The sequence below is a fragment of the Marinifilum fragile genome (genome assembly GCF_963677365.1).
GTDB lineage: Bacteria > Bacteroidota > Bacteroidia > Bacteroidales > Marinifilaceae > Marinifilum > Marinifilum fragile.
This window is the reverse complement of record NZ_OY781962.1, coordinates 3,533,724-3,549,484: the sequence shown is the minus strand read 5'-3', so window position 1 is coordinate 3,549,484 and position 15,761 is coordinate 3,533,724. Positions and strand designations below refer to the sequence as shown.

The following is a 15,761-nucleotide window of genomic DNA, read 5'->3' as shown; positions in this document are numbered from 1 at the left end:
ATTGTATGATATTGATCTAGAAGTTGATAAAACTCATATAATCATTAATGCAATTACTCAATTGCGGGTATTTTATTATTGAAAAAAAACTGTAAATTTGAAGCAGTTTATAAACCTCTTTTAAAACAACATACTATCATGAATGTACCAGAAAATTTGAAGTACACTAAAGATCACGAGTGGTTACGTGTAGAAGGCGAAGAAGCTTTTATTGGTGTTACTGATTTCGCTCAGGGAGAACTAGGAGACATCGTTTTTGTTGAAGTAGAAACTGAAGGCGAAGAATTAGATAAAGAAGAAGTATTCGGAACTATTGAAGCTGTAAAAACTGTATCTGACATGTTTATGCCAGTTGCTGGTGAAGTATTGGAATTCAACGAGAAGTTGGAAGATGCTCCAGATCTAATCAACTCTGATCCTTATGGTGAAGGTTGGATCATCAAAATCAAATTAGATGATGCTACTGAGCTTGAAGAATTACTTTCTGCTGAAGCTTACAAAGAATTACTATAAGAGTATTCTGAAAATATAGAGAAACCCTCGCACAATTTGTGTGAGGGTTTTTTGTTTATTAAAAGTTGAAGGAAGCTCCGATTATTAAGAGAAACTTTTTGTCATGAAATGAGTCGTTAAATTCAGGCTGAATGTTGACTCCATTTGTAAAGCCATACTTAAAAAACTCCTTGGCTGAATCTTTCCCGAACACAAGAAAATGATTTTGTCGGACAAGAGGTAAGGTTTCCCATATTGAAATCTGACATTACTGGATGGTCAGGAAGGACTGAAGGATTGTACGGAGCACAAAAAACATTCTTGATTAAAAGAAATGTTCCAATGCTAAAACCTTTAAGGTGTCCTGTGTGTCGCTTATAATATTTAAATAATCAATTATACGACTCACTTGCTTTTCCCATGAATAAGAATTGATCATTTCCTTGGAACAAAAAAAGCAGCCCATATGGACTGCTTTTAAATATAATTGAATTGATATTTACAATTTCTTTTGTATTTCTACTTCTTCGAATGCTTCTACCATATCGCCAACTTTTATATCGTTGTACTTGTCGATATTCAGACCACATTCGTAACCTTTTAGAACTTCTTTCGCATCGTCTTTGAAACGCTTCAACGAACCAAGTTCTCCAGTGTAGATTACTATACCGTCGCGGATCAGGCGGATTTTAGAGCTACGTTTGATCTTACCATCACGAACGATACATCCGGCAATGGTACCAACCTTAGAGATTTTGAAAGTTTCAAGAACCTCAACAGTTGCCACAATTTCTTCCTTGATTTCAGGAGAAAGCATACCTTCCATTGCTGATTTCAACTCTTCGATTGCATCGTAGATAATTGAGTAAAGACGAATGTCAATTTCTTCTTTCTCTGCCAATCTACGTGCTCCAACTGAAGGACGTACCTGGAAACCTACAATAATTGCGTTCGAAGCAGTTGCAAGCATCACATCCGATTCTGAAATCTGACCAACCGCCTTGTGAATAACATTCACCTGAATTTCTTCAGTAGAAAGTTTAATTAATGAGTCAGAAAGAGCTTCGATAGATCCATCCACATCACCTTTCACAATTACATTTAACTCCTGGAAGTTTCCAATTGCGATACGACGACCAATCTCATCAAGAGTAATGTGCTTCTGAGTACGAAGTCCTTGTTCACGCTGTAACTGCTCACGTTTGTTGGCAATGTTACGAGCTTCCTTCTCACTTTCCATCACGTTGAAGTTGTCACCAGCCTGTGGTGCACCATTTAAACCAAGAATCAATGCTGGTTCAGATGGACCAACTGTGTCGATCCTGTTGCCACGTTCATTGAACATTGCTTTTACGTGACCAGTGTAGCTACCTGCAAGTAATACATCACCCACTTTCAAAGTACCTGCTTGTACTAATAAAGTAGTAACGTAACCACGCCCCTTATCAAGCGATGATTCAATTACTGAACCAACCGCACGTTTATTTGGATTTGCTTTGGCTTCTAACAATTCAGCTTCAAGCAATACTTTTTCCAGTAAGTCTTCGATATTGATACCGTTCTTCGCTGAAATTTCCTGACACTGATATTTACCACCCCAGTCTTCAACCAAGTAGTTCATGTTGGCCAATTCACCTTTGATTCTCTCAGGATCAGCTCCAGGTTTATCAATTTTGTTGATAGCAAATACGATTGGTACACCTGCTGCACTTGCGTGATTGATTGCCTCAATTGTCTGTGGCATTACGTTATCATCGGCAGCAACAATAATAATTGCAATATCGGTTACTTGAGCACCACGAGCACGCATCGCTGTAAAGGCTTCGTGACCTGGAGTATCAAGGAAAGTAATCTTTCTTCCATCATCCAATGCTACATTGTATGCTCCAATGTGCTGAGTAATACCTCCGGCCTCACCGGCAATTACGTTTGCATTACGGATGTAGTCCAAAAGAGAAGTTTTACCGTGGTCAACGTGACCCATTACCGTAACAATCGGTGGACGTTCAACCAAATCTTCGTCTTTGTCTTCTTCCTCTTCGATGGCTTCCTGTAATTCAACACTTACAAATTCAGCTTTATATCCGAATTCATCAGCAACAATGGCAATGGTTTCAGCATCCAATCGTTGGTTGATCGATACAAATAAACCAAGTCCCATACAAGTTGCAATAATGTTGGTTACCGGAACCTCCATCATTGTTGCCAATTCGTTAACAGTAACGAATTCGGTCAACTTCAATACGTTCTTTTCTGCTGCAGCTTGTTCAGCCAATTCAGCTTGCTTAGCACTCGCCAATTCTCTTTTTTCACGACGGTGCTTCGAACCTTTCGATTTACCACCTTTCGAAGTTAATCTTGCAAGTGTATCTTTAATTTGCTTTTGTACATCTTCTTCGCTAACCTCCTTTTTAACTGCTTTTTTCTTCTTCAGTTTTTTGAACTTGTTAGCTTGAGCACCTTGCTGTTTTCCTTGTGGTCTGCTACCTTGCTGACCGCCTTGTTGTTTTCCTTGTTGAGCACCTTGCTGTCTTCCTTGTTGTCCAGCTTGCTGATTACCAACATTAACTTTTTCGCTATCCTTTTTAATTCTTTTGCGTTTTTTGCGTTGTTGGAGACCTTGTTTGTCTTTGTTGGTAGACTTCTTCTCAACAGGTAATTCAATTTTACCAATAACAGTAGGACCAGAAAGTTTCTGAGTAGAAGATTTAAATATTTCTTCTTTTTCTACTGGTTTTTCTTGAGCTGGTGACTCAGGAGTTTGTTCGTTAGCAGGTTGCTTTTGTTGAGGAGCTGACTTTTGCTTTTCTCTTCTCTCCACTTCTTTCTCCGCTTTTGTCTTTTTAGCAGGTCTTGTTTTCTGATTTAAAGAATCTAAATCAATTTTCCCTACTACTTTAAGCTCTTCCTTATTTTCTTGTTTTTCGGTTTGAGCTGCTTCCTCTTTTTTAGGGCTTTCCATTTTAACAGTTTGAGCATCTTTAGCAGGCGTAGCCGGCTCTGATGGTTTTTCAGTTACTTCTTTTTTAACGGTCTGAGGTTTTTCCTCAACCTTAGGAACTTCTGCTTTAGCAGGTTTCTCTTCAGGTTTCGAAGGAGCTTCGCTTTCTACTTTTTCTTGTTTTGCTTTAGGTTTTAACGCATCTAAATCGATTTTACCTACAACTTTAACAGGATTTTTTGCCGGAGCTTCTTCTTCAATTTTTTCAACAGTTGCTTCTTTTGTACCTTCTTCCGATTTCGGATCAATAGAAACAGTTTCTTTCTTTTCTCGGGTACTTTTCAAATTTACTTTCTCTGATTCTTTCTTAAGATTTAAATCAGAGCTATACTCTTTTGCCAAAATATCATATGCATCATCTGAAACTTTGGTGTTAGGATTAGAATCAATCTCAATACCTTTTTTGTTCAGAAAATCAACAATGGTAGATATTCCAACATTGAATTCTCTTGCTAGTTTACTAAGTCTTTTATTTTGATTGACTTTTGCCATATTTTGAAGTTAACTGTTAAAATGTGCCGTTTTCAATAATTTGTGAGGAACTGTTCTTAAAAAATCTTACTATTCAAATTCGGATCTAAAAATATCTAAAATTTCGTTAATAGTCTCTATTTCAAGGTCAGTTCTTTTCTCTAGTTCTTCAGCTGATAGTTCCAATACGCTTCTTGCAGTATCACAACCAATTTTCTTTAACTCATCGATAACCCATGCTTCGATTTCGTCAGTAAATTCTGAAAGATTTACATCTTCCTCAGCTTCTTCTTCTGTTTTCTCACGATATACATCAATCTCGTATCCGGTTAATTGGCTAGCAAGTTTAATATTTAAACCACCTTTACCAATTGCCAATGATACTTCTTCTGGATTCAAATAAACATCTGCGCGAGCATCTTCTTCGTTAATTTGGATAGAAGATATTTTTGCAGGGTTAAGAGCTCTTGTGATATACAATTGTTTATTGGCAGTGAAGTTAATCACGTCAATATTCTCGTTTCTTAATTCACGAACAATACCATGAATTCTTGAACCTTTCATACCAACACAGGCTCCAACTGGATCAATTCTTTCGTCATACGATTCAACAGCAACTTTTGCTCTTTCACCAGGTATGCGAACGATTTTCTTGATGGTAATCAATCCATCAAAAATTTCAGGAACCTCAAGCTCAAATAATCTTTCAAGGAATACCGGAGAAGTTCTAGAAATAATAATAAGTGGGCTGTTGTTTTTAACCTCTACACGAATAACAACAGCTCTGATAGACTCTCCTTTGCGGAAGTAGTCAGAAGGAATTTGTTCTGTTTTAGGAAGAATTAATTCATTTCCTTCATCATCCAAGATCAAAATTTCCTTTTTCCAGATTTGGTAAACTTCACCAGTTACAATTTCACCAATTTTATCCTTATAGTTATTAAAGATATTATCTTTCTCTAATTCTAAAATTCTTGCAGAAAGGTTCTGACGCAATGTTAAAATAGAACGTCTACCAAAGTCAAGGAATTTAACCTCGTCGGTTACCTCTTCCCCAAGTTCGTAATCTTCATCAATCTTCTTAGCTTCCGAAAGAGAAATCTGAAGATTTGAATCTTCTACTTCTCCATCCGCAACTACTTCACGGTTTCTCCAGATTTCAAGGTCACCTTTGTCTGGGTTGATAATAATATCGAAATTTTCATCTGTACCATAGTTTTTTAAAAGAAGATTTCTAAATACATCTTCCAAAACACTCATCATGGTAGCACGATCGATGTTTTTCAATTCTTTAAATTCTGAAAAAGTCTCAATAAGATTCATGTTATTCAGCTGTTTACTTGTTAAAAAGTAATGATATCTTTTGTTGATTTAATTTGATCAAAAGCAAAATTGAGGGTATTAACAACAATTTGTTTCTTCTTTTTACCTTCAACTTTTACCTTCTCTTCAACTTCAATTTCTATCTCGTTTTCACCTACGGTGATTAAATTTCCTTTGTATTTTACACCTTCGGTGGTAAGTATTTCAACTTCTTTCCCAATGTTTTTGTGGTATTGTTGAATTACTTGAAAGGGTTGACCAATTCCTGCTGAAGCTACTTGAAGTTCAAAGTCTTCAACATCGCGGTCAAAGTTCTTTTCGATTGCACGACTTAACTCAATACAGGTGCTAATAGGTACACCGTCCATGCTATCAATCATTACTGAAATTGCATTACTTGTAGAAACAGTAACCTCCACGACAAACAAATCTGTGTCGGCAATTTCTTTCTCAACAATTTCAAGTACAATTTTTTTATCAATCATATATCGGTTAATGTCAATAAAATAGGGGACTTCCTGCCCCCTAAAGTACACGTTATTCTTACTTTTCGATGCAAAATTAGAGATAAATGTTTTAAAAAACAAATGGCATACCCCTAAATTATTGTATTCTAACTGCTAAAGAAAATTTTTTTGATATTTATTCAACAAATTTTCAAAAAATATGATCTGAAATAATGGATAATAAACAGTCCGTTAAATAATTATCAAATTGCTCCCATAAATTCTCACAGAATTTTAAAATGAATGATTTTTGATGAAATTTTTAGGAGTAGGCATTTATAATGGGTTTTTATACATTTGTTTACAACTAATATTCATTTGTTTATGCCAGAACAATTTACTCTAAAGAAAAAAATTGTAAATGACCCAGTACATGGTTTTATTCATATTCCTTCAGGGATTTCGTATGAATTGGTGGAGCACCATTATTTTCAACGACTGAGAAGAATAAAACAATTGGGTTTGACTTATTTGGTTTTTCCCGGAGCTTTTCAAAATCGTTTTCAACATGCATTGGGAGCTACCCATTTAATGGGGATGGCCATTGAGGTATTGCGATCAAAAGGCAATGAGATTACAGATAAAGAAGCAGAAGCAGTTCACGCTGCTATTCTTTTACACGATATTGGTCACGGTCCTTTTTCGCACGCTTTAGAATACAGTATAGTAAATGGTATAACCCATGAAAAACTTTCGGAATTGTTTATGAGCCGCTTAAATAAACAGTTTGAGGGGGAATTGGATACTGCGATTAAGATTTTTAAAAATGAGTATCCCAAAAAGTTTTTAAATCAGTTGGTTTCGAGCCAGCTTGATATGGATCGACTGGATTATTTAAGGCGTGATAGCTTCTTTTCTGGCGTTACTGAAGGAGTTGTTGGATCGGCCAGAATTATTAAGATGTTAGACGTTCGAAATGATAATTTGGTAGTAGAAGAGAAAGGAATTTATTCTATAGAGAAGTTTTTAATTGCTCGACGTTTGATGTATTGGCAGGTTTATTTGCACAAAACAGTGATTGCTGCAGAAGAGATGTTGGTGTACATCTTAAAACGTGCAAAATATTTAGCCGAACGAGGCGAGGAATTGTTTGCTACCCCAGCATTACGATATTTTCTTTATAACAAAATAGGAATTGAAGCCTTTGAAAGTGAAGATGCTTTGCTTGATGGAAAAAATGCATTGGATATTTTTGCAGCCTTGGATGATGATGATATCATGGTTTCAATAAAAGTATGGTCGAATCATTCGGATAAGGTTCTTGCGTATTTGTGTAAATGTATACGAGATCGTCAATTGTTTAAAATTGAAATACAGAAAACTCCGTTTTCAGATGAGTATATCAATAAGGTAAGGTCAGGCATTAAAGAATATTTTGGTTGCTCAGAACATGCTCTTGATTTTATTGTGATTAATGGAATGATTAGTAATAATGCTTATACATCCGATGATCACATAAACATCCTTCATAAAGATGGCTCGGTATGCGACATTGCAGAAGCATCGGATATGATGAATATTGACGTGCTTTCGAAAACGGTAAAAAAATTCTACTTGTGTTACCCAAAGATTAATATTGAAACACTAAAAAGTTTAGGCGATTAAATTGCAATTGCACAAGGCTTTGTAATGTTTAATTTGAATTCTGTAATTGTCAAATAATCAGCCACAAATGAATTTATGATGTGGTCTGAAAAGTAAAAAAATTTTATGTGCATGAAATAATTGTTAGATTTGCAGAAATTTTTTTCGTATTAATCAGATATATTGGACGATGTGTGCTCAGTGAAAAAACGAGCTTTTATATTATTTAAAAAGCTTGTTATCTGATATAAAACCAGAACAAATGAATTTTACAGCTCAAGATATTGCAGAGTTTCTACAAGGTGAAGTTGATGGAGATGGATCAGTTGCCGTAAACAATGTATCTCGTATTGAGGAAGGCAAACCAGGGACTCTTTCTTTTTTGGCAAATCCCAAGTACGAACATCATATTTACACTACAAACTCTTCTATTGTTTTAGTAAACAAGAATTTTAAAGCAGTTAAAGAAGTGAAAGCTACTTTAATTCGTGTGGAAGATGCATACCAGGCTTTGGCCCAGTTGTTGGAAATGTATGAGCAGAGTAAACCACAAAAAGTAGGCATTGAAGAACCTTCTTTTGTAAGTAAATCTGCTACCATAGGAGAAAAAATTTATGTTGGTGCATTTGCCTACATTGGTAGCAATGTAAAAATTGGTGATAACGTAAAAATCTATCCACACACGTATATAGGCGATAACGTAATTATTGGCGATAACACAATCCTTAACTCAGGTGTTAAGGTGTACGAAAACTGTAAAATTGGAAATTCCTGTATCATCCATTCAGGTTCGGTAATCGGAGCCGATGGTTTCGGTTTTGCTCCTTCTTCAGCTAATGATTACAAAAAAGTTCCACAGGTTGGGAATGTGATTTTGGAAGATCATGTTGAGATTGGTGCTAATACCTGTGTTGACCGTGCAACTATGGGATCAACCATTATCCGTAAAGGAGTGAAGTTGGATAACCTGATTCAGGTTGCTCATAATGTTGAGATTGGTGAAAATACTGTAATCGCATCGCAAACGGGTATTGCAGGTAGTTCCAAGGTTGGCGAACATTGTATGTTTGGTGGCCAGGTTGGAATTGCGGGTCACTTGTCGATTGCTGACGAAGTGAAGATTGCTGCACAATCGGGTATTGGACGAAATATTAAGAAAAAAGGAGAGGTTCTTCAAGGATCGCCTGCTTTTGAATTCGGACCATATCAAAAATCATATGTGCTATTTAAAAATCTGCCAAAAATGAGAGAGCAGATTATGGATTTGGAGAAGCAAGTAAAGAAGCTGGAAGAGGAAAAATAGGGAGATTCCATTTTCCGGAAACAGAAAAAATATTGAAAGTTTATGGCTGATAAGCAGAGAACATTAGCAAAAGAATTTACTTTAACAGGAAAAGGACTGCACACTGGATTGGAAGTATCAATCAAGTTTGTGCCTGCTGCTGAAAATCATGGATACAAGTTTAAGAGAGTTGACCTTGAAGGGGAGCCTGTAATTGAAGCCAGCGCAGAATATGTGGGGGATACATCAAGAGGAACTGTTCTTGAAAAAGGAGAATGCAAAGTACAAACCATCGAACATGCTTTATCGGCATTGTATGGAATGGGGGTTGACAACTGTATGATCGAGATGAATTCTCCAGAGCCTCCAATTTTAGATGGAAGTGCAAAGTTCTATGTAGAAGAAATTGAAAGCGTAGGAATTGTTGAGCAGGATGCGAAGCGTGAATACTATGTTGTTAAAGAACCAATTGTTTACAAGGATGAAGCTCGTGGGTCGGAATTAACAATTCTTCCAGATAGTGAATATAGTGTAGATACTATGATTTCATTCGACTCGAAAGTGTTGAGTAATCAATACGCACGATTAACATCATTGAAAGATTATAAAGATGAAATTTCGATGTGTCGTACTTTTGTTTTTGTACGTGAATTGGAATTTTTATTGAATAACAATTTGGTTAAAGGAGGAGACCTTGATAACGCAATTGTTATTATGGACCAAATGATGGAACAAAAAGAGTTGGATCGTATTGCCGATCTATTTGACCATCAGCGTGTAGAAGTAAAGGAAGGTATTTTAAGTAATTTGGAGCTTTACTTCCAAAATGAATGTGCTCGACACAAACTATTAGACGTGATTGGTGACCTTGCTTTGTGTGGCAAGTTCATCAAAGGAAAAGTAATTGCTTCCTGTCCAGGTCACGGCCCAAATACTCAAATGGCAAAATTATTAATCAAACGAATAAAAAAAGAAATGGGAAAAGATTCAGTTCCGGCTTATGATCCAAACAAAGAGCCTGTTTTAGACATTAATGGGGTTATGAAATTATTGCCTCACCGTCCTCCATTCTTGTTGGTTGATAAAATTATCGACATTCAGGAAGATACAATTATAGGTGTAAAGAATGTTTCTATGAACGAACCTTTCTTTGTAGGACACTTCCCAGGAGAACCAGTAATGCCAGGTGTTCTTATGGTAGAAGCTATGGCGCAATGTGGTGGTATTCTGGTATTAAGTCAGGTAGAAGATCCTGAAAATTATTCTACTTACTTCTTAACTCAGAACAACATCAAGTTTAGAAAGAAAGTGGTTCCTGGAGACACCCTGATTTTTAAATTGCAATTTTTGTCACCAATTCGTAGGGGAGTGGCTAACATGCGCGGTTTAGCTTTTGTTGGCGATACTGTTGTTGCTGAAGGTGAGTTTATGGCTCAAATCGCAAAGAATAAATAAAATTTAACTACTACAAGGCAAACTTCGGGTGTGGTAGAAGTTTGTTTAACACGTAATAAATAAAAAAATGAAGCAACCGTTAGCATATGTACATCCTGAGGCAAAAATCGCTGATAATGTAGTGATTGAGCCATTCGTAACAATCGATAAGGATGTAGTAATTGAAGAGGGTACAAGAATTGGTTCCAATGCAACCATTTTGGAAGGAACCAGAATTGGTAAAAACTGTAATGTATTTCCTGGAGCAGTAATTGGTGCTGTACCACAGGATTTAAAATTCCGTGGTGAAAAAACTACAGTTGAAATTGGAAACAACACAACCATTCGCGAGTGTGTTACCATAAACCGTGGTACTGCGGCAAAAGGCAGAACCATTGTTGGTGATAACTGTTTGTTGATGGCTTACGTACACATTGCACACGATAGTATTGTGGGTAACAACTGTATTATTGGTAATGCTACTCAGATTGCAGGTGAGGTTGTAATCGACGATTTTGCAATTTTAAGTGGTTTGGTGGCTGTTCACCAGTTCGTACACATTGGTTCTCACGTTATGGTATCGGGTGGATCATTGGTTCGTAAAGATATTCCTCCATATGTGAAAGCTGGTCGTGAACCGGTTTCTTATGTTGGTGTAAACTCAATTGGTTTGCGTCGTCGTGAGTTTGGTAACGAAAAAATCCGCGAAATTCAGGATGTTTACCGTTACTTGTACCAAAAAGGTATGAACAACTTTACAGCATTGGAAGCTATCGAAGCTGAAATGCCTGCTTCACCAGAGCGTGATGAGATTATTCTGTTTGTGAAGAACTCTAAGCGTGGTATCATGAGAGGATACTTCCCTGAGTAAATCATCAAATAGCTAGGATATATAAAAAAGTGAGATCTTCCTTTGAGGATCTCACTTTTTTTGTTTCTGAAGATGTGTAACCGATTTATTTCATGGGGCGTCTTAAAATGAAAAATCAGATAAACAGAATGAGAAAAGTTTTAATTCTAGCATTGCTATTGACTATATGTTCTAATGCCTTTTGTGATAAGAATACCATAATTCAGAAAGGAAAGTTAAAATATGATTTTTCTTTTGCAGAGTTGGCAATCCAATATCTCGAAACAGGCGACACATGTATTTTGTCCAAAATATCTCGTTTAGAGGCAGTCGATCATATTATGAATCATGCCAAGAAATTCAATTATAATGTCCCTAAATCTTCGAATAGAAAATTGGTTGAATACCTACTTCACCCTTTAGAAAAAGAAAAATTAAATCTGGATCGGTTTAAAAGAAATCTAAAAATTGCAAAAGAACAGGTATTACAGGATGATTTCATTCATGAGCGATGTAAAGAATTTTTGCCGGATGAATTCCAATTTACGGGAAGCTTATTTTTTACTTACGGTTACGATTTGGGAGTTGTATTCGGTAAAAATGCTAGTATTAATCTTAATCATTCGCATTACCTAAATCAACCTGGTGAAATTCGATATTACATGTTGCATGAGCTGCATCATGCAGGTTTTTTTGAATGTAGCAATAAACCTATGCCTCATTTAGATTTAAAGAAATATTCAGATGCAGTTGATCTTATCACTTTGGCAACACAATTAGAGGGTGTGGCTACCTATGTGCCACTAAAAGTAAGATTAAAAGAAAATGCCATGAATTCGGATGCTGACTATGTTTGTTTGAATGATTCCTTAATGATGCAGAATTTGGAAAAGGAGTATTTTCAAATCTATTACCATTTTTTTAATCAACCCGGTAAAGATTTTAAAGACACTGATTGGAAATTGATTGCATCTCTTTCAAATGGGAAGAGATTGTGGTATAGAGTAGGTGCCTTGATGGCTAAAACAATAGATGAAAAACTAGGTAGAAAAGAGTTGGTGAATTTGATAAATGAAGATCCTAAGGCCTTTATCAATTGCTATTTGAGCTTGAAAAATCAATAAATATATGGGAATTGTAACCCCAAGACATTGACTTGGGGCTACATTTATGTGTTATTTCTTTTATCTATTTTACTCCTCCTTCAAAGGATTCCACCCTTGAGCTTGTAAAGCAATCTCCGTATTATCGCGGGTTACCAAATATATGCCTTTCGATGCTTCGGTAATGTGACCAATCACTTTTACATCTTCAATTTTCTCTACATCATCGAATTTATCCAATGGAACCGTAAACAACAACTCGTAATCTTCACCACCATTTAGCGAGAAAGTACTGTAGTTCATGTTTAGCTCTTCGGCCATTTTATGAGTTTCGTAATCTACAGGAATTTTCTCCTCATAAATCTGGCAACCAACTTTCGATTCCTCACAAATGTGCATCAGTTCTGATGACAATCCATCTGAAATATCAATCATAGACGTTGGAACAATTTGAGCTTCTTTCAATCTTTCGTAGATGTCTTTTCTGGCCTCAGGTTTCAGCTGACGTTCCAAAATGTAATCGTGACCCGATAAATCAGGCTGCATGTTTGGATTGTTTTCGAAAATTGCTTTTTCGCGCTCCAACAATTGCAAGCCAGCATAGGCAGCACCTAAATTTCCGCTTACGCAGATTAGGTCGTTTACCTTAGCACCGCTTCGGTAAGCCAATTCATTTTCTTCAGCCTCCCCAATGGCAGTTACCGAAATACACAAACCAGTTAAAGATGATGTAGTATCACCGCCAATCAAGTCGACATTGTAATTTTCGCAGGCCAAACGAATACCATCATAAATTTCTTCAATGGCTTCAACGGTAAAGCGCTTCGAAATGGCAATGGAAACAGTAACCTGCTTTGGGCAAGCGTTCATGGCATACACATCAGAAACATTTACGGCAATACTTTTGTATCCCAAGTGTTTTAAAGGAGTGTACATTAAATCGAAATGGATTCCTTCCACTAATAAATCGGTGGTAACCACTGTCTTTTTGTTCTGATAATCCAGTACTGCAGCGTCGTCGCCAACACCAACTTTTGTACTGCTATTTTTTATCTCGATGCCCTTTGTCAATTGCTTGATTAAACCAAACTCTCCCAATGTTGAGATATCGGTTCCTTGTGCTTTGTTTTCCTGCATGATATTGCCTGTAAGGTAAATTTATTGTGATAGCATGCCGATATACAAATGATAAGCGTGAAGGAATGAAATGAACTTAAGGCTATATTCATTTAATAATCGGTATGATATGCTGATTTCTAAATTTAGAATTTGCTTGCAAAGGTAGAAAAAATATTAGATCAGACCTGAAAGGTTTCTATGGCTTATCAAGTGCGGTTTAATATTAACAATAATTTTTTGGTCTCAAACCCAAAATTTTTGACCTCTATCGTGGTTCGAACCACCATCGTAGTCAAAATTTTTAATCGCAGGTGTGGTTCGAGACACACTAGGGGTCAAATTTTTTAACAATGGAGTGGGTAGAGACACACTTCGTGTTAAAATTTTTAATCGAAACCGTGTCTTTTTTAAGCAGAGAGGTGGTTCGAAGCACGATGTGTCCTGTCTTTTTTAACAGGAAGCCTATTTCAATACAAGATTTAGGTGTTTCGAGGTTGCATTAAATTGTTAATAAATAGGAACTTAGAGATTTCTGACTTTTAGAGCCAAAAAAAGCAGAACCAATATGTTTGATTCTGCATTCTAATTTTATACAACTGGAATTATTTCGCTTCTTCTTTTTGACTGTTGTGATTTGGGAAGAATTGTTTCAACTCATTGTACAGTGGCATGGCTTCTTGATCGTGTTCATTTGCAAAATATCTAACTGAGCGATAGTATGCCATGGCATCCATGTAATTGTCATTATCCAATAAAATTTTGTTGTCGTTTAGCTTCAGCCTGATTTGGTCCAGTTTGCGAATCATGGTTTCAATTTGCTCTCTGGCTGCAAAATCTTTTTCAAATTCTTCAAGACTTACAAAGCCAGGGGTATACTTTGGGTTTTCCTGCATGATTATTTTGGCTTTGTTCACCAGAAGTTTGTTGGTTTTGTTAATTGCTCCATATTCCGAACGCTGCTCAGGAGTTAAGCCTGGTGCATTTTTGTTTGCAAGTGTAAGCAATGCATCTAAATGCGTGTTGGTTTCAGTTAATTCTTCTTCAGTAAAGACTACTTGAATAAGGTCGTTGTTTTTCATCTGTTTAAATTTTATTTTTTGGTTAGATGGAACTCTCGATGAATTTAATCATTCTCGTGTGTGTATTTTAGAATGCTAAAATTCATGTTCGTTTCATTTTGGATTAATTTAAAATGATTGTTTGATTGTATTTTATCAGTTCCGAAATTAAACAAGCCCACTCTCAACTGTTGAGAGTGGGCTTGTTTGTATTAATTCTTAATAAATTATGCTTAATCCTTTTTACTTTTCAAATAGTAGGAGCATTTTGCTCTAGAATAATCTACAGGAATGCCTAGGTTTCTTAATAAGTTGATAGATCGATATACCGAGCTTTTCGAAATGTGTAACTTGTTGGCAAGTTCCTCAGGAGTTCCAGTTCTTTCTTTTTCGATCAACTCCTTTAAATAGATCATTCTTTTTAGAAAATCTTCGTAGTTCATATCTACAATTGAAGTGTTTTAGTTTTTCTGCACTTTTACCTTGTCGGTTAAACTCAAACCGTCCAATATTTCAATTCTAATTCCATCAGAAAGGCCTGTTTTTACAAGTCTTTTTTGCTTTTTGTAGTTTTCATCAAGAAGTTCTACATAAATGCTGTCGTTTTTAAAAATTAGGTTTCGTTCTTTTATGGTGAGAACACTATCTCGTCTATCAAGAATCATTTCGGCAACAGCTGAAAAACCCGGATAGAGCTGAATGTTATTATCATTTCTAACTTTGGCCTCAATGTCAAATTTCATAACGCCATTATCTTCTTTGGCTTTAGGGGTAATGTGAGTCAATTCTGCCTCTGCCTTTTGGTCTTTAAGTGCGCTTATTTCAATCATGAACTTCATACCCTTTTTCAAATATGATATGTCAGATTCGTTTACTTTAGCCTTAAAAATCAGACTTTGTAAGTTAGCAATACTTGCTAAATTGCTTCCTTCATTGTAGTTATTGCGCTCGGTAATACTAGCACCTTCTTTTAAAGGAATTTCGAGAACAGTACCCGAAACGGTAGAACGAATAAAATTTGGAATATTTTCCTGATCTTTTGAGTATCCTGTCTTTATGATTTCGAGTTGTTTTTTTGCCGATTTTAGTTCTTCAACACTAATTAAATATGCATCGGCATACTTGTCAAATTCTTGTTCGGCTACTACTCTTTTCTCGTATAGTCTTTTGTATTGCTCGTATTCTTTTTTGCACTTGTTAAAGTTGATTTGGCAAGTGGTAAGTGTTTTCGATGCGGTTTCGATGTTTTGTGGATTTGGCAATACACTAACCTCCGCAATTAAATCACCTCGTTTAATGGTATCGCCTGCTTTTACATGTGTTTTTTTGAGAATGCCTGAAATTTGGGATTTAATTTGAACCTCTTTTTCGGGAACCAAATAACCAGAAATATATTGTTTCAACTCCAGGTTGGAGAAGCTAGGTTGCTCAGTATTGCTGAAACGATATTTGTTTTTTGTTTGGTGTAGCCATACAAATCCGACACAAACGGATAGGATTATTAAAGTTAATATGAGGCTTTTATTTTTCATGTTCCA

General features: G+C 36.1%; 13 protein-coding genes. 6 read left to right on the top strand and 7 right to left on the bottom strand.

Annotation, left to right across the window (positions count from 1 at the left end; translation table 11 throughout):
- Positions 1-138 precede the first annotated feature (138 nt).
- Positions 139-513, top strand: coding sequence for a glycine cleavage system protein GcvH (gcvH, locus tag ACKPCA_RS14155; protein ID WP_054719555.1), 375 nt, complete (start codon positions 139-141; stop codon positions 511-513).
- A gap of 478 nt (positions 514-991) precedes the next feature.
- Here gcvH and infB read toward each other — a convergent pair whose 3' ends face one another.
- The 3 genes from infB to rimP all read right to left on the bottom strand — a co-directional run bounded on the left by infB (position 992) and on the right by rimP (position 5,772).
- A complete protein-coding gene (gene infB, locus ACKPCA_RS14150) occupies positions 992-3,985 on the bottom strand; it encodes a translation initiation factor IF-2 (RefSeq protein ID WP_054719560.1) in 2,994 nt (997 codons plus the stop codon).
- Between the two features lie 69 nt (positions 3,986-4,054).
- Positions 4,055-5,287 carry a transcription termination factor NusA gene (gene nusA / locus ACKPCA_RS14145; protein WP_218186129.1) on the bottom strand — a complete coding sequence of 411 codons (1,233 nt, stop codon included), beginning with the start codon at positions 5,285-5,287 and terminating at the stop codon, positions 4,055-4,057.
- 20 nt (positions 5,288-5,307) lie between these two features.
- Positions 5,308-5,772: a ribosome assembly cofactor RimP gene (rimP, locus tag ACKPCA_RS14140; RefSeq protein ID WP_321279663.1), complete on the bottom strand. Its 465-nt coding sequence runs from the start codon at positions 5,770-5,772 to the stop codon at positions 5,308-5,310.
- 345 nt (positions 5,773-6,117) lie between these two features.
- On the opposite strand from rimP, the gene ACKPCA_RS14135 reads away from it, so the two are divergent.
- From ACKPCA_RS14135 to ACKPCA_RS14115, 5 genes are all read left to right on the top strand, one after another.
- A complete protein-coding gene (locus ACKPCA_RS14135; protein WP_321279662.1) occupies positions 6,118-7,398 on the top strand; it encodes an HD domain-containing protein in 1,281 nt (426 codons plus the stop codon).
- Between the two features lie 241 nt (positions 7,399-7,639).
- Positions 7,640-8,680 (top strand): UDP-3-O-(3-hydroxymyristoyl)glucosamine N-acyltransferase, encoded by a 1,041-nt coding sequence (lpxD, locus tag ACKPCA_RS14130; protein ID WP_321279660.1) that lies wholly within the window; start codon positions 7,640-7,642, stop codon positions 8,678-8,680.
- A gap of 42 nt (positions 8,681-8,722) precedes the next feature.
- Positions 8,723-10,114 carry a bifunctional UDP-3-O-[3-hydroxymyristoyl] N-acetylglucosamine deacetylase/3-hydroxyacyl-ACP dehydratase gene (locus tag ACKPCA_RS14125; RefSeq protein WP_321279658.1) on the top strand — a complete coding sequence of 464 codons (1,392 nt, stop codon included), beginning with the start codon at positions 8,723-8,725 and terminating at the stop codon, positions 10,112-10,114.
- Positions 10,115-10,181: 67 nt separating this feature from the next.
- Positions 10,182-10,964, top strand: a complete 783-nt coding sequence (gene lpxA / locus ACKPCA_RS14120; protein ID WP_054719578.1) for an acyl-ACP--UDP-N-acetylglucosamine O-acyltransferase — start codon at positions 10,182-10,184, stop codon at positions 10,962-10,964.
- A gap of 128 nt (positions 10,965-11,092) precedes the next feature.
- Entirely contained in the window at positions 11,093-12,067 is a 975-nt protein-coding gene (locus ACKPCA_RS14115; protein ID WP_321279657.1) for a DUF5700 domain-containing putative Zn-dependent protease, read from the top strand.
- A gap of 69 nt (positions 12,068-12,136) precedes the next feature.
- Here ACKPCA_RS14115 and thiL read toward each other — a convergent pair whose 3' ends face one another.
- The 4 genes from thiL to ACKPCA_RS14095 form a co-directional block, all read right to left on the bottom strand.
- Positions 12,137-13,183 carry a thiamine-phosphate kinase gene (gene thiL / locus ACKPCA_RS14110; protein WP_321279655.1) on the bottom strand — a complete coding sequence of 349 codons (1,047 nt, stop codon included), beginning with the start codon at positions 13,181-13,183 and terminating at the stop codon, positions 12,137-12,139.
- A gap of 584 nt (positions 13,184-13,767) precedes the next feature.
- Positions 13,768-14,244 (bottom strand): hypothetical protein, encoded by a 477-nt coding sequence (locus tag ACKPCA_RS14105; protein WP_321279654.1) that lies wholly within the window; start codon positions 14,242-14,244, stop codon positions 13,768-13,770.
- Between the two features lie 212 nt (positions 14,245-14,456).
- Entirely contained in the window at positions 14,457-14,666 is a 210-nt protein-coding gene (locus ACKPCA_RS14100; protein ID WP_321279652.1) for an HTH domain-containing protein, read from the bottom strand.
- A gap of 18 nt (positions 14,667-14,684) precedes the next feature.
- Complete coding sequence (locus ACKPCA_RS14095) at positions 14,685-15,755, bottom strand: efflux RND transporter periplasmic adaptor subunit (protein ID WP_321279650.1); 1,071 nt, start codon at positions 15,753-15,755, stop codon at positions 14,685-14,687.
- Positions 15,756-15,761: the final 6 nt, after the last annotated feature.